The 21,459-nt window shown below is 44.1% G+C and carries 21 protein-coding genes; all 21 read right to left on the reverse strand.

The window, feature by feature from the left end:
* Positions 1-305 precede the first annotated feature (305 nt).
* Positions 306-1,613 carry an FADH(2)-oxidizing methylenetetrahydrofolate--tRNA-(uracil(54)-C(5))-methyltransferase TrmFO gene (gene trmFO / locus ABWW58_RS03825; RefSeq protein WP_353867917.1) on the reverse strand — a complete coding sequence of 436 codons (1,308 nt, stop codon included), beginning with the start codon at positions 1,611-1,613 and terminating at the stop codon, positions 306-308.
* Positions 1,614-1,660: 47 nt separating this feature from the next.
* On the reverse strand, positions 1,661-3,745 hold the full coding sequence (gene topA / locus ABWW58_RS03830; protein ID WP_353867918.1) for a type I DNA topoisomerase: 2,085 nt from the start codon (positions 3,743-3,745) through the stop codon (positions 1,661-1,663).
* Positions 3,746-3,912: 167 nt separating this feature from the next.
* Positions 3,913-4,785: a DNA-processing protein DprA gene (gene dprA, locus ABWW58_RS03835; RefSeq protein ID WP_353867919.1), complete on the reverse strand. Its 873-nt coding sequence runs from the start codon at positions 4,783-4,785 to the stop codon at positions 3,913-3,915.
* Positions 4,786-4,972: 187 nt separating this feature from the next.
* Positions 4,973-5,257, reverse strand: coding sequence for an EscU/YscU/HrcU family type III secretion system export apparatus switch protein (locus ABWW58_RS03840; protein ID WP_353867920.1), 285 nt, complete (start codon positions 5,255-5,257; stop codon positions 4,973-4,975).
* The gene (locus ABWW58_RS03845) at positions 5,257-6,777 is read right to left on the reverse strand and encodes a hypothetical protein (protein WP_353867921.1); all 1,521 of its coding nucleotides are present in this window, start codon (positions 6,775-6,777) and stop codon (positions 5,257-5,259) included. The genes ABWW58_RS03840 and ABWW58_RS03845 overlap by 1 nt, the downstream gene beginning before the upstream one ends.
* Positions 6,778-6,801: 24 nt before the next feature.
* Positions 6,802-7,563: a ribonuclease HII gene (rnhB, locus tag ABWW58_RS03850; RefSeq protein ID WP_353867922.1), complete on the reverse strand. Its 762-nt coding sequence runs from the start codon at positions 7,561-7,563 to the stop codon at positions 6,802-6,804.
* Between the two features lie 68 nt (positions 7,564-7,631).
* The gene (gene ylqF, locus ABWW58_RS03855; RefSeq protein WP_353867923.1) at positions 7,632-8,501 is read right to left on the reverse strand and encodes a ribosome biogenesis GTPase YlqF; all 870 of its coding nucleotides are present in this window, start codon (positions 8,499-8,501) and stop codon (positions 7,632-7,634) included.
* Positions 8,502-8,616: 115 nt separating this feature from the next.
* A complete protein-coding gene (rplS, locus tag ABWW58_RS03860) occupies positions 8,617-8,958 on the reverse strand; it encodes a 50S ribosomal protein L19 (protein ID WP_353867924.1) in 342 nt (113 codons plus the stop codon).
* A gap of 143 nt (positions 8,959-9,101) precedes the next feature.
* The gene (trmD, locus tag ABWW58_RS03865) at positions 9,102-9,848 is read right to left on the reverse strand and encodes a tRNA (guanosine(37)-N1)-methyltransferase TrmD (protein WP_353868296.1); all 747 of its coding nucleotides are present in this window, start codon (positions 9,846-9,848) and stop codon (positions 9,102-9,104) included.
* Entirely contained in the window at positions 9,838-10,365 is a 528-nt protein-coding gene (gene rimM / locus ABWW58_RS03870) for a ribosome maturation factor RimM (RefSeq protein WP_353867925.1), read from the reverse strand. The genes trmD and rimM overlap by 11 nt, the downstream gene beginning before the upstream one ends.
* A gap of 99 nt (positions 10,366-10,464) precedes the next feature.
* The gene (locus ABWW58_RS03875; RefSeq protein ID WP_093669594.1) at positions 10,465-10,695 is read right to left on the reverse strand and encodes a KH domain-containing protein; all 231 of its coding nucleotides are present in this window, start codon (positions 10,693-10,695) and stop codon (positions 10,465-10,467) included.
* A gap of 20 nt (positions 10,696-10,715) precedes the next feature.
* A complete protein-coding gene (gene rpsP / locus ABWW58_RS03880) occupies positions 10,716-10,988 on the reverse strand; it encodes a 30S ribosomal protein S16 (RefSeq protein WP_093669596.1) in 273 nt (90 codons plus the stop codon).
* Positions 10,989-11,087: 99 nt separating this feature from the next.
* Positions 11,088-12,431 (reverse strand): signal recognition particle protein, encoded by a 1,344-nt coding sequence (gene ffh / locus ABWW58_RS03885; protein ID WP_353867926.1) that lies wholly within the window; start codon positions 12,429-12,431, stop codon positions 11,088-11,090.
* Positions 12,432-12,443: 12 nt separating this feature from the next.
* On the reverse strand, positions 12,444-12,779 hold the full coding sequence (locus tag ABWW58_RS03890) for a putative DNA-binding protein (protein ID WP_093669600.1): 336 nt from the start codon (positions 12,777-12,779) through the stop codon (positions 12,444-12,446).
* A gap of 152 nt (positions 12,780-12,931) precedes the next feature.
* Entirely contained in the window at positions 12,932-13,933 is a 1,002-nt protein-coding gene (ftsY, locus tag ABWW58_RS03895; RefSeq protein ID WP_353867927.1) for a signal recognition particle-docking protein FtsY, read from the reverse strand.
* A 45-nt stretch (positions 13,934-13,978) separates the two neighbouring features.
* Positions 13,979-17,551 carry a chromosome segregation protein SMC gene (gene smc, locus ABWW58_RS03900; protein WP_353867928.1) on the reverse strand — a complete coding sequence of 1,191 codons (3,573 nt, stop codon included), beginning with the start codon at positions 17,549-17,551 and terminating at the stop codon, positions 13,979-13,981.
* 145 nt (positions 17,552-17,696) lie between these two features.
* The gene (rnc, locus tag ABWW58_RS03905) at positions 17,697-18,425 is read right to left on the reverse strand and encodes a ribonuclease III (RefSeq protein WP_093669606.1); all 729 of its coding nucleotides are present in this window, start codon (positions 18,423-18,425) and stop codon (positions 17,697-17,699) included.
* A 112-nt stretch (positions 18,426-18,537) separates the two neighbouring features.
* On the reverse strand, positions 18,538-18,780 hold the full coding sequence (gene acpP, locus ABWW58_RS03910) for an acyl carrier protein (RefSeq protein ID WP_093669608.1): 243 nt from the start codon (positions 18,778-18,780) through the stop codon (positions 18,538-18,540).
* 166 nt (positions 18,781-18,946) lie between these two features.
* On the reverse strand, positions 18,947-19,693 hold the full coding sequence (gene fabG, locus ABWW58_RS03915) for a 3-oxoacyl-[acyl-carrier-protein] reductase (protein ID WP_353868297.1): 747 nt from the start codon (positions 19,691-19,693) through the stop codon (positions 18,947-18,949).
* A gap of 6 nt (positions 19,694-19,699) precedes the next feature.
* The gene (fabD, locus tag ABWW58_RS03920) at positions 19,700-20,644 is read right to left on the reverse strand and encodes an ACP S-malonyltransferase (RefSeq protein WP_353867929.1); all 945 of its coding nucleotides are present in this window, start codon (positions 20,642-20,644) and stop codon (positions 19,700-19,702) included.
* An 84-nt stretch (positions 20,645-20,728) separates the two neighbouring features.
* On the reverse strand, positions 20,729-21,304 hold the full coding sequence (gene fapR / locus ABWW58_RS03925) for a transcription factor FapR (protein ID WP_093669614.1): 576 nt from the start codon (positions 21,302-21,304) through the stop codon (positions 20,729-20,731).
* Between the last annotated feature and the right edge of the window lie 155 nt (positions 21,305-21,459).

Here is a 21,459-nt window from a genome sequence, read left to right on the forward strand (position 1 = left end):
AAGATTATCCGATGCCGACAAGATATGCAAGAATCAAGTGTGTCGCCTGCATTATCGTCAGAATATTAGATCTTTATACATGTTCATAAAATAAAGCTGCAGTACGATTGAGCAACATCGTTCTGAGCCTCTTCACTTAATATGTCGGTAAAAAAAGCCGAATTTTTTAACGATTCACCCATTTAATCCAAAACATTAAAAAATTGATTCATATTTTATTACAATCATCCTTCGCGACAACATGAACGGTTTGGTTCGTCTTGCTCATCTATGTTAGCACATGTGATCTGAAGTAGCAATAATATTTACAATTTTATAACAACATTCTGAATTGCGTCCAGAGCACGTACTGCATAGTGCTCCGCACGCTCCTTTTTATCTTTGATCCGATGATTAAGCGGTGGCAACAAACCAAAATTAGCATTCATCGGTTGAAAATTCTTAGCGTTCGCAGTTGTGATGTAATGGGACATGCTGCCGATCACCGTTCCCTCAGGGAATACTACCGGCTGCTCACCGGAAACTAAACGGGCGGCGTTGATACCCGCTATAAGGCCTGATGCCGCGGATTCAACATATCCCTCAACGCCGGTCATCTGCCCAGCGAAAAACAAGTCATGTCGAAACTTAGTTTGATAAGTTGGTTCTAGCAGCGAAGGTGAGTTCAAAAAAGTGTTGCGATGCATGACGCCATATCGAACGATTTCCGCATTTTCCAGTCCGGGAATCAATTGAAACACCTTTTTTTGTTCCCCCCATTTTAGATGCGTTTGAAAGCCAACAATGTTGAAGAGTGTACCTGCAGTGTTATCCTGTCGAAGCTGTACGACAGCATAAGGGCGTTTTCCAGTTTTCGGATCTTCTAGTCCAACAGGTTTCAACGGTCCGAACAAGAGTGTTTTTGCCCCCTGTCGTGCCATTACTTCAACAGGCATGCAGCCGCTAAAATACTTCTCCTGCTCAAAAGCTTTCAACGGAGCCGTTTCTGCAGTCGTCAGCGCATGGAAGAAGGATTCAAATTCCTCTTTATCCATCGGACAATTCAGATAAGCCGCGTCCCCTTTATCATAGCGAGATTTCAGATAGACCTTGTCTCGGTTAATCGTTTCACCAGCAATGATCGGTGCCGCCGCATCATAGAAATAGAAATAATCCTCACCGGTCAATTGTTGGAGATTCTTCGACAGCAATTCCGATGTAAGCGGTCCCGTCGCAATAATTGTCGGACCCTCGGGAACACAGTCAACCTCCTCATCAATAACCGTTACATTCGGCATCTCTTTAAGCGTCGTCGTGACGATTTCAGAGAAATCATGACGGTCAACAGCGAGTGCTCCGCCTGCAGGAACGGATGCTGTGTCTGCAGCTTTCATAATGAGTGAATTGAGCCGACGCATTTCTTCCTTTAATATGCCGACTGCATTCGTCATGCTGTTCGAACGCAACGAATTCGTGCATACGAGTTCCGCAAATTGATCGGTATGATGTGCAGGTGTCTGTCTCTTTGGTCTCATCTCAAATAAAGTGACTGAAATTCCACGTTTGGCAATTTGCCAAGCTGCTTCACTCCCTGCCAATCCCGCACCAATTACGTTCACCGAATGTCCTGCCATTTCTTTTCCTCTCCTCATTCCCAAAAAACAATTAATCATAAATCAGCTTATTGCGGCTCTTCTTTATAATCACATTTTGGACATTCAACGGTTTTTCCGCCTTTTGTTTTCTTCTCCACAAGATAAGAATCACACTTAGGACACTTCCGCTGAATAGGTTTATCCCACGAAACGAAGTCACAATCAGGATACCTGTTGCAACCGTAGAAGATGCGGTGCTTTTTGCTGCGACGTTCTACGACCTCTCCTTCGCCGCATTTCGGGCATGGCACACCGGTCTTTTTTAAGATTGGTTTCGTGTTGCGGCATTCCGGAAAATTGGAGCAAGCGAGAAACTTACCAAATCTCCCCATTTTATAAACCATTTCATGGCCGCATTTTTCACATTTAATTCCTGCAGGTTCATCTTTAATTGAGACGGACTGCATTTCTTTTTCAGCTGTGGCTAAACGTTTTGAAAAATCTTGATAGAATAGATCAATCAATGTGATCCAATTTCTCTTGCCATCCTCAACTTCATCTAAATCGGTTTCCATTCGTGCGGTAAAATCAATATTAATGATTTCCGGAAAAAATTCCACAATCAGATTCAATACCACTTCGCCTAATTCAGTAGGTACGAAACGTTTCGCATCCATGGTCACATAGTTGCGCCTCTGTATCGTATCAATCGTCGGCGCATAAGTCGATGGTCGTCCAATTCCAATTTCCTCCATTGATTTCACAAGCGTCGCTTCAGTATAGCGTGGCGGCGGCTGCGTGAAATGCTGCTTTGGATCCGTTTGATCTTGAACCGCTGTCATCCCATTTTCAAGTTCGGGCAGAAAATTTTCCCGAGACACTGAATCCGTTTTCTTTTGATCATCGTTTCCCTCAATGTACACTTTCATAAATCCTTGGAACTTAACCTTTGATCCTGAAGCTCTGAAGATCACGCCGTTTTGTTCAAGATCCGCTCGTACCGTATCCAAGACTGCAGGGGCCATTTGGCTTGCGACAAAACGCTCCCAGATGAGTTTGTAAAGCTTAAATTGGTCACGGCTCAGATATTCTTTAATTTCTTTCGGCTGCCTGAGCACAGAGGTCGGACGCACACCTTCATGCGCATCTTGCGTATTTTCCGTTTTTTTTGCTTTATGTGGGTGGTTATTATAGTAACGATCACCATAGTTATCAAGAATAAAATCCTTGGCCTCAGCCTTCGCGACGTCGGAAATACGCGTTGAATCCGTTCTCATATAGGTAATTAAACCGGTGCTCCCATGCTTTCCAAGTGCAATGCCTTCATAAAGCTGCTGCGCAATCATCATTGTTTTTCTCGCCCTGAAGTTCAGCTTTCGAGCGGCTTCCTGCTGCAATGAGGAAGTAATGAACGGAACAACCGGATACCTCAAACGCTCTTTTTTTTGCACGTTTTGAACAGTAAAATTTTTGCTTGTAAGTTTAGCGAGAACAGCTTTAACATCACTCTCAGTCTTGAGTGCCTTCTTCTTCCCGTCTAAACCGTAAAACGCAGCCTCAAAGATTTCCTTATCAACACGGAACTTACCGTTAATTGACCAATACTCTTCTGGGATGAATGCCTTAATTTCCTTCTCGCGTTCAATAATCATTCGCAATGCAACGGACTGTACACGTCCGGCGCTCAACCCTTTTTTTACTTTCTTCCACAGGAGCGGACTGATGTTATAGCCAACAAGTCGGTCAAGGACACGCCTCGCTTGTTGCGCATCTACCAAATCCATGTTTATTTTCCGTGGTGTTTTAAACGCGTCCTTTATTGCTGGTTTCGTGATTTCGTTAAAAACTACCCGGCATGCCGAATGGTCATCAATATCAAGACTGTGTGCCAAGTGCCATGCAATAGCTTCTCCCTCACGATCGGGGTCAGCTGCGAGGTAGACTTTTTTCGCTTTTTTAGCCGCGCTTTTTAGCTCTTTAAGAACGGGTCCTTTACCACGAATTGTAATGTAGCGTGGTTTATAGTGATCATCAACATCGATGCCCATCTGGCTTTTAGGCAGGTCTCGGACATGACCCATTGATGCTTTAACGTCAAATTTCGGACCAAGATAACGTTTTATGGTTTTTGCTTTAGCGGGAGATTCCACAATGACTAAATAATCATTCATGATGTTTCTCCCCCTTTCTGTGAATATTCAAATCTTCACTAATCTTAATGATTGATGAAAGCTTTGTCAAACCTTAACAAATAGAATGGCAGATAATAAATCTATTTACACCGAAATAAGGTGTAATAAAAATTATTTTCTTTAATTGTGTTTCTTCATCTCCGCTCCTAACCCTGCATCAGCTCATGAACCACATCCAGCCAGTCGTACACTAGTTTAGCGCCTTGCTGGATCAAACGGTTCGTCCCTCCGCTTGTTTCTCTTAGAATTGATCCTGGAACTGCGAGTACCTCTCTGCCCTGTTCCAAAGCTTGATCGGCAGTGATCAAGGAACCGCTCTTCTCTTTCGCTTCAATAACTAATGTACCCAATGTCAGCCCGCTTATTATTCGATTCCGCTCCGGAAACCGCCAACGTTCCGGTGGAGCCGTGGGCGGATACTCGCTGATCACAAGCTGTGAGTCGCATAATTGTTTAAATAACTGACTATGCTGATTTGGATAAGGGCGATTTAATCCGGAACCCAAAACCGCGACGGTTCGACCATTCAAAGCAAGTCGATGTGCCATCCCATCAATGCCCATGGCCATCCCACTGACAATCGTCCATCCGTCCTCAATCAAAGGATTAAGGATGCGTCTCAGGACTCCTGCCGCTTCTGCGCTTGGATGTCTTGTCCCAACCACGCTAAGCATCTTCTTTTCCTTTAAGAGCGAAAGTTTTCCCTTGGTATAAATTAGATAGGGTGGATCATAAATGTTCTTCAATAATTGAGGATACATTGGGTGGTGAAAAGAAATTGGAGTGATCTTTTCAGCCTGACAAGCTGCGAACAGCGCTTGAGGGTTGATTTTTTGACGATCCTCAATGAAAAGCTTTGCATTGACTGATGTAAGATGAAATCCTACTTGCAATTCTTCAAGCGAATAATTTTGAATACGAGTCAGCGACGGATCTATCTTGATCATTTTCCAAATGGTACGTCTGCTTATGCCGCGACAATGATTCAGCAGTATTAATTGAAGCATAAAGTGATCCATAGATTCACCTCTTCAGTTCATAGTGTTGACTGTTCATTCCTATCTAGACTATTTAGTTATGACAGTAAAAGCAAAAGCGGAAATCGTGATCAAACAAATGGAGTGTGACTAAAGATACTTTGATCGTTGGAATGGAACAACGGGTAGCTGGATATAGAGGAAGCTAGATCAAGCGGAATTGTCTAATCTACTTGGGGATTTTTTTCCCAACTTGTTTGTCAATATTATAAATAAATGCAAAGATTTCCGCAACTGTTTGGTAAAGTTCAGGCGGAATGATCTGGTTCAAATCAAGTTTTCCAAGCATCGAAACGAGTGCCGGATCCTCTTGAATCGGGATTTTATGCTGCTCCGCCTGTGAAATAATTTTCTCGGCAATTAAGCCTTCCCCTTTTGCGGTAACATAAGGGGCTTGATCAATACCGTTCATGTACGTTAACGCGACAGCTTTTTTCTTCTTTTCAGAATTCATTATACCTTCACATCCATACGGTAATTTGATTCAGTAAGTGGATCGGTCGCTTTCTTCATAAGATTACGGTCAATCTTTTCCGATTGCGAAAGCGAGACAAGATCATAACCCATTTCAGCAAGGTGTTCCTTAAGAATAGATTCTCCGGATTTCATCCATCTACGCAAATCCATCTGTTTATTCTGAACATTCAGTGTCACCGAACGATTTTGAACGCGAATATTCACCAAGGTTTCTTTTAAATGAGTCAGCTCAAGCCAAAGAACGATCGTACATGAATTCGGATCCAGAGATCCTTTCCGGTCTCTCTTCCCTTCCCAATACACGGATACATTGGTTAGTTCTTTTTGAAAGGCAATGGGAATTTGCAATGAAAATTGCGCCACAAACGGATCAGCGGAAGCCATCTGAATTTGTTCTCCAGTAATCTTTTGAACCATTTCATGAGCCATTTTTCGCACTGTAGACGGCGCGCCCTGATCCTGAACAACAGCGAGCAGGTGCCCTTTTAATGAATCAAATGGTTTCGCTGCTAATGTTCCATGCTTTACAGAATCGCTAATTTGAAATTCATAATCGAAACCCAGTTTTTTCAAGGCTTGAAGAAATAAATTCGAGTGCTCAGTCTCATTTAATCGGGATCCGGCATTTGCAATCTGTTCCGCAGCAAAGGCTTTGACTTCATTGATAAACGCTTGTGGTGAGCGATTTATTTTCAAGTCTTTTAACAATATCGCAACATCCTTCAGCGACATCGAACTCGACAGGAAGCTGTCGACCTTATGCTGACTCTTCTCCGGAAGATTGGGAATATGCGTGTCAAAGAATGAACGCAGTACTTCAGCGCTTTTTTTAGAACCCATTCCATGAACAAGGGAAGTGAGACCTGTTGCATTTTGCGATTGAGAAAAAGTATTCAGCGCAGTTTTCAATCGCTCTACCGTTTCCGTTTGAGCACCTGAGCGCTGAATTTCAAGAAGCATTGAGCCAAATTGAGAACCTAGATGTTCGGATGTTTTAACATCTTTTGCCAACCTGAAAAAAGGTTCCGTAAGAGGAAGCTGTCGGTTCATCATCCAGCGTATCGTCTGCATATCTCCTGAAAAGTCGCCGCTCAATTTTAACAATACGCGCGCATTAAGGATAGACTCGCGCGAAATTGGATCGCCATGATCAAGAAACGCTTGAATAACTTGCTTATTCAATGAATCGTTTTTTAATTGAAGCGTACTTAAGACGTCATCGGCCATCGTTGGCATAGATCCGCTATTGGCCGGTTTTCGATCAACCAGCTTTGCAAGGAGTGGATTTGCGCCTTGTTGGATTTGAAACAAATAATCCTGACCAACTTTTAGAGGCGGGTCCACAGAAGCCACTTTAGCTACTACCTGCTTTGCACCAAGCTGCACAAGCGCTGTCCTGTCCGGCAAAATATCAAGTACTTTCCCGCGAAGAATCTGTTCCGGAGCGTATGTGCCAATAAGTTGACTCTGATTGATCGCGTAAGGTTGAAAATTCACATGATCACCTTCTTGAGCGTCTTTTCAAGCTTTCAGGGGTGCGAAGGTCATTCGATGTTCCGGACAAGTGCCCAATCGTTCAATCGCCTGTAGATGCGCCTCAGTACCATAGCCTTTATGTGAAGCGAAATTATAGCCTGGATAAATTTGATCTAAATCGCACATCATGCGATCACGTGTCACCTTTGCTAAGATAGATGCGGCAGCAATTGAATTGCTTCGCGCATCTCCTTTGATTAAAGAATTTTGTGGAATATCAAGCGGTAGTTCCATTGCGTCAATCAGAAGATGATCCGGTTGGACATCTAACTGTTTAACCGCGAGTACCATCGCCCTTTTCGCTGCTTGATAGATATTTATCCTGTCAATCTCGTGGGCTGAGATGATCCCTATTCCGTACGCAACTGACAATTCACAAATTCTGTCAAATAGATAGTCGCGCTTTCCTGCGGATAATTGCTTAGAGTCGTTAATTCCCGGAATCACTGCATCCGCCTTCAAAATGACGCAAGCCGCAACAACAGGACCGGCAAGCGGCCCTCTTCCAGCCTCGTCAATACCGGCAACATGCTGTGCCCCAGCAAGCCGCAACTCATCCTCAAACTGATTCATCACATGGTATTTATCAACAAGCTCCTGTAAATGGGCTTTACGTGCCTCCCATTTGCGGAGCAATCGGCGGACACCGATCCGTGAATCCGATTCGAACTGTTCCCGTTCCTGTTCAGACAAGCACGTCACTTCAGATAGTTTCGCTTTTATTTCGGCAATTGTCGCTTGCTTCATGCTCTTCTTCCCCTGTTATTTATATCGGTGCAATTAATATTTTTTTAAATTTAAAGTTTACACATACATTACGGCCATTCGAGCGTGAGCGGACCAAGTTTCTGACTGCGATAATCACGTAAAATGATTTCCGATACCCGGTCATAGTCAATGAATCCGCCGCTCATCAAGCAGCCTCTTTTTTTACCAATCTGATCAAATAATCCGACCAGCAGCTGCTGGTCTTCCTCTGTGCCTGTGAGCACGGGAAGTTCAGTTAGATTATAGCGCTCGGCCAGTGACTCTCTGTAGTAATTCAACATGGTCTTTAATAAGAAAAAAGCGATCTCTTGAAAATCAAGCAGTTCTTCTTTGATCGCACCGGTTGCGGCAAGACAAAGTCCTACGCGCGGATCGTCAAATTTAGGCCAAAGAATTCCCGGTGTGTCGAGCAATTCCATTGTTGTCCCAACTTTAATCCACTGCTGGGCTTTAGTGACACCTGGCCGATCACCGATTTTGGCAATCTTTTTTCCTGCGAGACGATTAATCAATGTTGACTTGCCGACATTCGGAATACCTAAAATCAGCGCGCGATCTGCATGAGGACGGAACCCCTTATCTTCCATTCTTTTTCGTCGTGCGGCTGTCAACTCATGTACCGCATCAGGCAACGTTGAAACACCTTGTCCTGTTTGACTGTTGATGAGATGTGCCTTCAATCCATCACTTTCGAATTTCTCTTTCCACAGCTTGGTCGCCTTACGATCTGCCATATCGATTTTATTCAAGATCATAAGCCTTGGCTTACCTGAAGATATTTCTTCGACAAGTGGATTTCTTGAAGAAGAAGGAATTCTGCTGTCCACAAGTTCGATGACAACATCAATCTGTTTAATCTTCTCAATCATTTGCCGCTTTGCCTTCGCCATATGACCGGGATACCACTGGATCGTCATAATTATTTCCTCATTTCATTCCATATATGGATTCTCCGCATAAAAAAACGGAAGGGACTTGGTCATCCCAAGCCCCTCCTTTTCATTACTGTGTACATTTAATTTCAAATCATGCTTATCTGCTCTTAATACGCGCTTTCTTACCACGCAGTGCACGCAGATAATACAGTTTCGCACGACGCACTTTACCGTGACGTACCACTTCGATCTTATCGATCTTCGGCGAGTTAACAGGGAATGCGCGTTCAACACCGACACCATAAGAAATCTTTCGTACCGTAAAGGTTGCGCTGATTCCGCCGCCGTGACGCTTGATCACAACGCCTTCAAATACCTGAATACGCTCGTGTGTACCTTCAGTAATCTTCACGTGCACTTTTAACGTATCGCCAGGTCTGAAATCCGGAAGATCCGTACGCAATTGTTCTTTGGTAATTTCATCAATGATATTAGACATAATAGAATGGCCTCCTTCCGTACAAATGCTCTTACATTCCCAAGGAACACAGCGGAACATCGTATTCACTGGCAATTGCCACGAAGAATAGCTTACCACATTTAAACGCTTTGATGCAAGCTTTTTCAGTTACGCCAAAGCAACTAGTGTTTCTCTTCCGACTCACATTCAAATTGGTTAAGCCATTTCTTTTCCTGTTCACTCAGTTCAAGATCATCCAATAAATCCGGCCTGCGTTCATAAGTACGCCTCAGTGATTCCCGAAGGCGCCACTCAGCGATCTTTTCATGATTTCCCGACAGTAAAATGTCCGGTACCTTCATGCCGCGAAAATCGGCTGGTCGTGTGTAGTGTGGATGTTCAAGCAAGCCGGTAGAAAATGAATCCGTAACCGCAGATGTATCATTACCAAGAACACCAGGAAGCAATCGGACAATACTGTCGATCATCGACATTGCCGCCAGTTCTCCGCCAGTCATGACAAAATCTCCTATGGAATACTCATCCGTGACCAAATGTTCCGGTACCCGTTCATCAAATCCTTCATAATGACCGCAGATAAAAATCAGACTGGATTCCTTTGACAGCATCTCCGCGTCCTGCTGCTTAAACGGCTTTCCTTGCGGCGAGGTAAGAATGATGCGTGGCTTGGCGTTTTCTTCTTTACGGACGGCATCGACCGCATCAAACAAAGGCTGAGGCATCAATACCATCCCTGCGCCACCACCAAATGGATAATCATCTACTTTATTATGCTTATTGGTTGTAAAGTCCCTAAAGTTGGTGACCTTGAATGAAACAGCATCTTTCTCAGCCGCTTTTCCTAGTATTGATGTATTCAGAACACCTTCAAACATCTCCGGAAACAGAGATAGAATGTCAATCTTCATCATCGACCAACCCCGGAATCAGGTGAACAATCACCGTTTTATGCACAACATCAACGTTCTTCACGACGTCGGAAATGTACGGGATAAGAACATCCTTTTTTCCTGTGTCCACAACCCATACATCATTCGCGCCCGGAGATAATATTTCTTTAACAGTTCCCATTTTCACGCCAGTGTCAGTGACTACCTGTGCACCAATGATTTCATGATAATAGAAGTCGCCTTGTTCAAGTGGGGACAATTGTTCTTTTGTGACGAAAAGTGAGCAACCCTTGTACTTTTCTACATCATTTATTGAGTTATAGTTTTCAAACATCAGACAATCAAATTGTTTGTGACGGCGATAACTTGCGACCTTAAGTGGTTCATATGTACTGTTCTTCTGATCCCGTACATATAGGACCGCTCCTTTCGCATAGCGCTCTTCCGGAAAATCTGTGACACTCACTACTCGTACCTCTCCTCTAATTCCTTGGGTATTCACAATTTTCCCAACGTAAAGCCACTGTTCAGTCATCCTAGAACCTCCTTATTCATGAATCACATCATCTTCATCCGCATAGCTATGTAAGTTGAAAAAGAGAAGGGTAAAAGATCCCCCTTCTCTTTTTTTATGTTATTCGCGGACTAAGAAACGTGTTTTAACCCTCTTAGCATGACCCGTGGCAGAAATGACCGTCCGTATTGCTTCGGCCACCTGACCGTGTCTGCCGATGATTTTCCCCATATCCGGTTTGTTCACAGTCAGAATATAGGTAACCTGACCAGGGATCTCCTGTTTCTCAATCTGAACATGTTCATGATCGTCAATGAGCGGGAATACAATGGCTTTGATTAATTCCTCCATTTATCTGCCGCCCTTTGCTCTTATTTTTGCAGCTTAGAAAGATGAAATTTCTCCATAAGGCCTTGCTTTGAGAACAGGTTGCGAACCGTATCAGACGGTTGCGCACCTTTCTGCAGCCAATCGAGCGCTTTTTCTTCATCAACAGTGAATGCTTTTGGTGTAACAACTGGATTGTACGTGCCGATTTCTTCAATAAAACGGCCGTCACGAGGTGCACGTGAATCGGCAACAACAACTCTGTAAAAAGGACGTTTCTTTGCGCCCATGCGCTTTAGACGAATTTTAACTGACATAGTAAAACAACTCCTAAATTTAATGTTTTTTTTGAGGGTGTTCAAAAAGTTGGGAATGAACATTTATCCCATTTTTCAAGAATACTCTTCTAAATGGTTTTACATAAATGGTAAATTAAAAGGATTGCGCTTCTTGCCCTTTGTCTTGCCCATAAACTGTTTCATCATTTTTTTCATGTCTTTGAACTGCTTGAGCAGTCGATTGACATCGGCGACAGATGTGCCGCTGCCAAGTGCGATCCGTTTTTTCCGGCCCGCATTGATGATATCCGGATCGGTTTTTTCCTGAGATGTCATGGAGCGAATGATCGCCTCAATTTGCCCGATTTTCTTCTCGTCAACCTGCATGTTCTTCATACCTTTGAACTTATTCGCCCCAGGCATCATTGCAAGCAAATCTTCCAACGGTCCCATATTACGGATCTGTCCGATTTGATCAAGAAAGTCATCCAATGTGAAACTGGCGGAAAGCAGCTTTTGCTGCATATCCTGCGCTTTCTCTTCATCAATCGTCGCCTGAGCCTTCTCAATGAGAGAAAGCACATCGCCCATACCTAGAATGCGCGAGGCCATACGATCTGGATGAAAAGGTTCAAGTGCATCCATCTTCTCGCCCATCCCCACAAACTTAATTGGGGTTCCGGTAACGGAGCGAATGGATAAGGCGGCACCGCCGCGCGTATCGCCATCAAGTTTTGTCATGATGACACCGGTCAAGTCGAGCCGCTCATTAAATGAGGTTGCTACGTTCACCGCGTCTTGTCCAGTCATTGCATCGACAACCAGAAAGATTTCATCCGGATGGCTGACAGCCTTGATTTGATCAAGTTCCTCCATGAGTCCTTCGTCAATATGAAGACGCCCGGCGGTATCAATCAAAATCAGATCATGATGATCCGCCCTGGCCTGCTCCATCCCCTGACGCACAATCTCGACCGGGCTTACTTGATCCCCCAGTGAGAAAACAGGAATATTCAATTGGCCGCCTAAGGTTTGCAGCTGTTTGATCGCTGCAGGCCGATAAATATCGGCCGCGATCATCAGCGGCTTCTTATTATGGGTTTTTCGAATATAATTGGCAAGCTTAGCAGCGGATGTCGTTTTACCGGCACCTTGCAGTCCGACAAAGAGCAGAACAGTCGGCGGCTTCAGAGCGAGGTTCAGCTTCGTTTGCTCGCCGCCCATTAGCTCGGTCAGTTCTTCCTGGACAACCTTAATAATTTGTTGTCCAGGAGTGAGACTTTTCATGACATCCTGACCGATGGCACGCTCCTGAACACTTTTGACAAACGATTTTACCACTTTAAAATTAACGTCCGCTTCAAGAAGTGCCAAACGAATCTCACGCGTCATCTGCTTGACATCGTTCTCAGAGACCTTGCCTCTGCCGCGAATCTTCTTCATCGTCGCCTGCAGTCTATCCGACAGACTTTCAAATGCCATACTTCTCACTTCCTAATCTAAATTCTCCAGTTCATCGATAAAAGAATCTAGTTTTTGGCTTTCTTCACTACTCATATGATCAGAAAGATCTCTCATTTTTGAAAGAACAGAAAGTCGAATCTCGTATTTATGAAACAGCCCTAACTTATCCTCGAACGCCTCAAGAGCGCTCTCAGCCCGTTTCAGGTTATCATAAACAGCTTGTCTTGTAACTTGACTTCTTTCCGCAATTTCACCAAGAGAAAAGTCATTGAGATAGTAAAGGTTCAAATACTCTTGCTGTTTTGGGGTGAGAAGCGGCTGATAAAAATCGTATAGGGCATTAACTCTCAAAACCTTCTCAAGCATAGCAAATCCCCTTGGTTGTAAAGGCATTTTACTTTACGCGATAAATATTACAGGTTTTTCTTGCATGTGTCAAGTTATTCCCCAAATGCCGAAAACAGTTAAGGAACAGCCTCATAAATGTCCAATTTCTAATCGATATCGTCTTTCATCCGTTATTCAGGCTTCGCTCCTTGCTCGTCAGTCTGGAACAACTCCGAAAACAGTCCGTAAACGAAGGTATCCGCATCAAAAGTTTGCAGGTCGTTAAGCTGTTCGCCTAGACCTACTAATTTAACAGGTATGTCTAATTCATTGCGAATCGCAAGTACAATGCCTCCTTTTGCTGTACCATCTAACTTGGTAAGGACGATACCGGTGACCTCTGATGCCTGTCGGAATAGTTTAGCCTGACTTAACGCATTCTGCCCCGTAGTAGCATCCAAAACGAGCAGTACTTCATGGGGTGCGCCGGGACATTCGCGAGAAATTACACGTTTGATCTTCTCCAATTCTTTCATTAAGTTAACTTTATTTTGCAATCGTCCCGCTGTATCGCAAAGCAGTACATCTATTTTGCGTGATTTCGCCGCTTGCATTGCGTCAAAGACAACTGAGGCTGGATCAGAACCTTCCTGATGCTTGATCACATCGACACCGGTTCGATCGCCCCAAACCTGCAATTGATCAATCGCGCCTGCTCTGAATGTATCGGCCGCCGCAAGTAATACGCTTTTTCCCTCGTTCTTTAATCTGCCGGCAAGCTTGCCGATTGTCGTTGTCTTACCAGCACCATTGACGCCTACCATAAGGATGACTGTGAGTCCGGATGGATTTAAATTCAACCGGGTTTCTTCTTTATGCTTCGTCAGAAATTCAGATAGGACTTCGACAATGACGTCCTTTAACATGTTGGTATCCTTGATATTACGTGTACGTGACTCATTCTTAAGCCTGTCAACCAGATCCATAACCGTTGTCATACCGACATCAGATTCAATCAACAATTCTTCCAATTCATCAAAAAAATCTTCGTCTACTTTCCGATAACGTTTGACCAAATTATTCATGCGTTCGGCGAATGACTTTCTCGTCTTTGATAAACCATCTTTGAACTTGTCTGTAGCAGTATTTGTACTCCCGGTAATCCGATCCTTTAGTTTATTAAAGAAATCCATATGTTCATCCCCTATCTTTTAGACTGAACCTGCTATTACTGCTCATCATCCATTACCTGCGGTCAGCAAATCTGTTGTCTCCTCCAAGCGCACAGATACAAGTCGTGAGATACCTGATTCCTGCATCGTGACACCGTAGAGTACATCAGAGCGCTCCATCGTTCCATGTCTGTGAGTGACTACAATAAACTGAGTTTCAAGACTGAATTTTTTTAGGAAGGCCGCATATCGGTCGACATTCGCATCGTCTAAAGCCGCCTCCACCTCATCCAAAACGCAAAATGGAACCGGTCGAACTTTTAGAATAGCAAAGAGTAACGCGATAGCTGTCAGTGCCCGTTCGCCACCAGACAAAAGAGACAGCCTCTGCAGCTTTTTACCTGGAGGCTCGGCCAGAATGTCCACTCCGCTTGTTAGCATATTCTCGGGTTCAATGAGTTGAAGGTCGGCTCTTCCGCCTCCAAACAATTCGCGAAAGACACTTTGAAAATGTGTTCGTATTTTATTGAAGGTTTCGGTGAACCGTTGCTCAACGACTTGATCCATCTCTGACATAACATGGTTCAATGTATCTCGGGCTTTTAAAAGATCTGCTCTTTGCGTTGAGAGAAAATTCTTGCGTTCAAGAACGGTTTCGTACTCATCAATGGCACCAAGATTCACTGTTCCCATCTCTTCGATAGCCATTTTAATCAATTTCACCTTTTTGCGCGCGTCCATTAGCTCCATTGTCAGCTGATAATTTTCTCTCGCCGCTTCAATTGTCAATTTATAGTCTTCTCTTAATGTATCCAAAAGATGGTCAAGCTGAACATCCATCCGTCCAAGAACCACATTTTCTTCCTGATACGTTATACTAACCTCGTTCAATTCAGCGCGTCGCTTTGACATTCTGGTTTCCTCGTCTGAAAGCGCGTGCTGCCGGTCATGGCGGGATGTACGCATTTTCATCAGTTCATCCATTAGTATTTCTTTTCTTGACTGAGCATCATGAATACGTTGATCAAGTTGTTCAACATTTTCATGTTGGTTCTCAATTTCAGAATCAATTCCGTTTGCCGATGATCGAAGCGCCTCAAGTGATGATTCAAGTTCACCGACCCTCGCCTTGGATTGCAGCGCTTTTTCTTCTTGGTGCGCCACAATTTGACTTTGCTCTGCTACCTTTACTTTTAGCGATGTGATTTCAGCCTGAAGTGCCTCTTTCGACGAATCAATATCCTCTCTATTCTTGGTTAGGCGACTGATTTGATCTGTGAGGCTCTTTCCCTTCTTCTCATTTTCGGAAACTTTGCCATCAATTTCGCGGAGACGTGCTGTTATTTTTTCCTGTTCCGCATTGAAATCGCCATTCTCTCGTGTGAACAAATGATATTTCTCAAGACTTGCTGTCTCTTTAGTTTCAGCCTCTCGTTTTTGTGCTTCAATCTCGCGGTATTGATTCAGCGTTTCTTGCAGTTCCTGACGCACTTTCTCTGTTTCCATTTCATCGGCCGCAATTTGATTCTTGAGCTTCGAGAAATCGTGCTGAAGCTGCGCCCTTTTCTCCCGCATTTCCTTGAGCTGCCGATCCAGTTCATCGATCTCAGTGCTTCGACCAATCAAGCTTGCCTGATGCTGTTTCGTGCTGCCTCCAGTCATCGCGCCGCCTGGGGCAACACTGTCACCTTCTAAGGTAACAATTCTATAGCGGTAATTGATCTGACGGGCAATTTCATTAGCACCTTCCAAATTTCTCGCTACGATAACTGATCCTAGTAAAAAAGCAACGATCTGTTTATACTGCGGATCACAGGTAAGCAACTCGGATCCTGTACCGATAAAAGCAGAATGTCTCTGTAAACGGCTGCGTTCCGCCGGAGGAATCGATTTGGGCTTGATTACAGAAATAGGTAAAAACGTCGCACGCCCTGCTTTATTCCGGCGCAAAAACTGAATGGCCTGCCTTCCCGCAGACTCATCAGACACGACTACATGCTGCGAAGAACCGCCTAGAGCCGTTTCAATCGCTGTTCCATAGTCTTTAGCAACTTGGATCAGTTCCGCGACGGCGCCGTGAATTCCAGAGAGTCTTTTCCGGTTCTTCAGCACCATCTTGACTCCTTGATAATAACCGGCATAATCTTCCTTTAACGCCTCCAGCAGTTCCTTTCGAGAATGTGCCTGCTCGATAAAATGATTAATTTTGTCAACTGCGTCTTTTTCCTTTGCGTAGCGATTTCTCTCTTCCTCCGAGCGTGATTGAAATGCTTCAAAGCGTTCTTTCAACACATTCCCATTGGCGCCTAGTTTCTCAAGCTGCAACGTGAGCGCTTTTTTTTGCTCGCCCGCTTTTTCTGCCGCAGTTTTCATTTCTTCAGTGTTTGTCCAAATACGCTTTTTTTTGGACTCCAATGTTTTCTCTTGATCAGATAAATAACGTCGCTCGTTTCGCATCGATGCTTGCTGATTTAAAACTTCAATATAGTCTTCTTTCAATTGCTCAATCAATTCGTCCAAATTTTGCTCAAAACTACCAAACTCTTTTTGCTTTTTTACTAGATTTTGCCGTATTTTCGTCAATGCACTTTTTTCGGTTAGTTCGTTTTTGAGCGCCTCTGCACGTATGCGCTGCTCTTGGTTTAACTGCTCTCCTAAGCGAGCAATTCTTTCTCTTAATTCTTCCGCATTGCTTTGTGCGTGCTTATTACGCTCATTCAACACTTGTTTTGTTCCGAGCAGCTTCTCCAGCTGTTCCGCAGATTCTGCCCATTCCGTTTGTCTCACTTCAATTGAATGGTCAAGTTCTTCAAGTGCTGATCGTTTGGCACGATGTTCTTGATCAAACTGCTCAATTTCATCGCTCAGCATCTTTTTCTTAAGAGTCAATGCTTCCACACGTTTCTTTTTTTCTTCCCATTGACCATGGAGGTCGTCTATATCATGTGCGAGTAGGGCAATGTCAACTTCCTCCAGCTCGCCCTTTTTCTCCAAATAGTCTTTGGCGATCGATGCCTGTTGTTCCAATGGATCAAGCCGAGCTTCTAGCTCATGAAGAATATCTTCGACACGATTCAGGCTGTCTTCAGATTCATTCAATTGTTTTTCAGCAGCCTGCTTGCGCAATTTGTATTTGAGCACGCCTGAAGCTTCTTCGAATATTTTGCGTTTATCCTCTGCTTTACTGTTTAAAATTTCATCGATTTTCCCCTGACCAATGACTGAATAGGCTTCTTTACCTAATCCGGAATCCATAAACAAATCGACGATATCCTTCAATCGGCAGCTTTGGCGATTCAGCTGAAATTCGCTTTCACCCGAGCGAAACACTCGTCGTGTGACGCTGATCTCACTAAAATCCATAGCGATGTAGCGGTCGCTATTATCCAAGGTGAGCGTCACCTCGGCCATATTAACCGCTTTTCTCGCGTCACTGCCGGAGAATATGATGTCTTCCATTTTTGAGCCGCGCAATGATTTCGCCGACTGCTCACCAAGCACCCACCGGATCGCTTCTGTAATATTGCTTTTTCCGCTTCCGTTAGGGCCGACAACAGCGGTCACACCAGGGACGAATTCTACAGATGTTTTGTTGGCAAATGACTTAAAGCCTGAGACATCTAATCGTTTGAGGAACATCCCATTCCCTCCGTTTCATACCTATCGTTCGTTCATCATGATCGTTCCATAATAGATCTTCGTTCGTTCACTTTTGGCTGCTGCACTCAACATTGAGCGTAGCAAGACGAGTAACAAAAACAGCCGAGAGCCCCGGCTGCTTTTGTTACTCGGCGAGATTCTTTAGCGCTTTGCGTGCGGCGCTTTGTTCCGAGTCTTTCTTTGAATGTCCCTTTCCCATTCCGATCACTTCGCCGTTCAGCAACACGTTTGACGTAAACTCACGTTGGTGAGCCGGTCCTTTTTCAGTAACTAACTCATAATCGAGTTCACCCAAATTATTTCGCTGAATCGTTTCTTGCAGCTGACTTTTATAATCCATCACATGGGAAAAAGAACCGTCGCTGATCCTCGGGTAGACAACGGTTGTCAAAAACCGGTCGACTTCCGACAAGCCTTGATCGAGATACAAGGCACCAATAAAGGCCTCAAACACATCGGCCAAAAGCGAAGGACGTTGTCTTCCTCCAGTTACTTCTTCTCCGCGTCCCAGAAAAATCTTGTCCTCGAAGGATAATGAGGAAGCGAATTGATACAATCCGGTCTCGCAGACAATTGCCGCACGAAGCTTGGTCATATCCCCTTCACTCAGATCCGGATAATGCTTGAACAGATACTGTGACGTAAGCAGTTCAAGTACGGCATCTCCGAGAAATTCGAGCCGCTCATAGTCATCTTTTGATTCGCGACGGTGCTCATTCACATAAGATGAATGAGTGAATGCTTGTTTTAACAATTCTTCATTTTTAAATGAAAAAGAGAAGTCTTTAAGAAATTGATGAAGCCTCTCTGTAACAACTACTTCTTGATCTTGTACTTTCTTTGAACCTGTCATGCCTTCACCTCCGCTAACTAAACCAAAATCCATTTTTCCATATATCCCCAAATAAATAAGAAGTCCCGTCATTATAAACGGATTTATAAAAACGGGACTCATGGTTAGATTGTCAGGATTTGTGGTTCTCTATGTAAGATACGACGTCACCAACGCTCTGAATCTTTTCCGCATCTTCATCGGAGATTTCCAAATTAAATTCATCTTCAAGTTCCATGACAAGTTCTACGATGTCAAGAGAATCTGCGTCCAAATCTTCTTTAAATGAAGCTTCAAGTTTAACATCTGCTTCATCTACGCCCAATCGGTCAACAACGATTTTCTTGACACGTGTCAAAACATCTTCATCTGCCATGTCTTCACCTCCTCTCGAGGGTATTTACAATTTGTAAAAAAGCTCATTCGCCCTTCAAAAGTAAGAAGGAACAAAATACTTAAGAAAATTTTCACTGATCGTGCATCTTTGGTAAAAATTCGTGCACTTAGCGAAAAGCCTCTATTCAAAGCATACCTAGATTATTTTATTGCATTGACATACCGCCGTCAATACTTAATGTTTGTCCGGTCATGTATTTACTGTCATCCGAAGCCAGAAATGCGACAGCATCTGCAATATCTTCTGGAGTACCTGGTCTGCCAAACGGAATATCTTTTTTCATTTTTTCCTTCACTTCGTTAGGAAGTTCATTAGTCATATCCGTGACAATGAAACCAGGTGCAACGGCGTTCACATTAATTCCTCGGGATGCCACTTCGCGGGCAGTCGCTTTTGTAAATCCAATGACACCCGCTTTGGCTGCCACATAGTTTGCTTGACTGGCATTTCCTAAGATACCGACTACGGATGCCATGTTAATGATTTTGCCCTGTTTTTGTCTAAGCATCGGACGAAGTACTGCTTTCGTAACCAGAAATACACCTTTGAGGTTTGTATTCAGCACCGCGTCCCAGTCCTCTTCTTTCATGCGCATCAGCAAACCGTCACGTGTAATGCCCGCATTATTCACAACAATATCCAGTTTTCCAAAATGAGCGATTGATTCTTTCACCATTTCCTGAACTGCTTTTTCATCGGAAATATCGCACTGCCAAATAAGCGCTTCGCTCCCAACCGATTGGATTTGAGCAGCTGTTTCCTCAGCACGAGCTTTATTGCCTGAATAATTTACAATTACAGAGGCACCTAACTGAGCCAACTTAATGGCTATGGATCGTCCAATCCCTCTGGAAGCACCTGTGACCAGTGCTGTCTTTCCTTCAAGTCCCATCAAGTATTATACACGCTCCTTCAGTTTCTCAGACACATCAATCAAACTCTGTACATTATTGACTTGAAAAACTGTAGATTTCCGGTTAATCTTCCGGATTAATCCTGAGAGTACCTTACCGGGACCGACTTCAACAAAAGTATCGACACCAAGTTCAATCAGCCGTTCCACGGATTCAGTCCAGCGAACAGGCGAATAGAGTTGTTCAATCAAATGATCACAAATTTCTGCAGCCGTCTGTTCTTCTTGAGCCGTGCTGTTCGCGATTACGGGAATGTCGGCATTACGGACAGACAACGCCTGCAACACCGTCCTCATTTTCTCGGCAGCTGGTTTCATCAATGATGAATGAAAAGGTCCGCTTACTGCAAGTGGAACCACTCGGCGCGCACCAGCTTCAGAAGCACGTTGTGATGCCTGCTCCACTCCGGCAACCGTTCCGGAAATAACAATCTGCCCCGGGCAGTTTAGATTCGCGGTTTGTACGGATTCGCCTTGTTCAGAGACATTGGCGCAAATTGCTTTCAACTGTTCTGCTTCCAGCCCCAGTACTGCCGCCATCGTGCCTTTTCCGGCAGGAACTGCCGCTTCCATCAGTTTTCCTCTTTTACGTACCGCGTATACCGCATCTTCAAAACCAAGCACACCGGCCGCAAATAATGCGCTGTACTCACCAAGACTATGTCCGGCAAGATAATCCGGCTTAATCCCCTGCTTCTCCAGCAACGTGCAGAGCACAGCACTGACGCTTAGCAACGCCGGTTGCGTATTCTCTGTCTTCTTCAGCACATCATCGGGACCGTTCATAATCAGTTCTGTTAACGGAAAAGCCAAGCGCCGATCCACTGCTTCAAACATTTCTTTTGCTTCAGGATACGCCTCAATCAGATCTGCACCCATACCAACCGTCTGAGAGCCCTGTCCGGGAAAAACAAATGCAATCTTACCCAAAATACATCAACCTCCGCGACCTAATTCACTACACTGATTTTTGAAAATGTCTAAAGAAAAGGCGGAGGCAATTCACGTCGCCGCTCATACTTCCGACTTATCTTTTCCTCCGTGCGCTCGATACATCGTAAACACACCTGTAAAAATATGATCATGTCCAGAATAGCTGTCCACTTCAACGATTGTACGCACCCGTTCCTTGCGCATAACTTTCGCTTTCGCAACCACTCGCTCACCAGACTTAACCGGGCGAATAAATTGGATCTCAGCCTTTGATGTTAGGGCGAGATCATCATTAATTACAGCCACTGCGAGCGAGTTCGCTTGTGCAAACAAATGATGGCCGCGGGCAATTCCGGTTCTAGAAAAAACAAAATCCGGTGTTATTTCAAGAATAGAAATCGCGCTCGTATCCAATTGAAGATCAAGAATATCCCCAATTACTTCTTCTTTATGGAGCGCTTTGACATCATCGAATTGCCGTTTGGCTACATGCTTAATTCGTTCCCTCAACTCAGGAATGGATAATTCCAGCCGGTCAAGCCGGATCGTTTGAACACTAACTGAGAACTTTTTCGCCAGTTCATCGTCTGTAATAAATGGATTCTCATCAATTGTCTGATGTAGGGAGGCCTGTCTGTCCTTCTTACTTTTCCTCATAAACTGGACACCGCCGTCTTGTGATCGTCACTAATTGCTAAGTTTAGCAATTAAGACTAGGTAATATTAGTTAGTATATCATAACTTACCTTCAACGGGTAGCTTGGGTGATTTATGTTCAAGAATCGCATACACGACCCATAACATACGAGGTG

Origin of the sequence: Sporolactobacillus caesalpiniae, assembly GCF_040513385.1 — a bacterium.
Lineage (GTDB): Bacteria > Bacillota > Bacilli > Bacillales > Sporolactobacillaceae > Sporolactobacillus.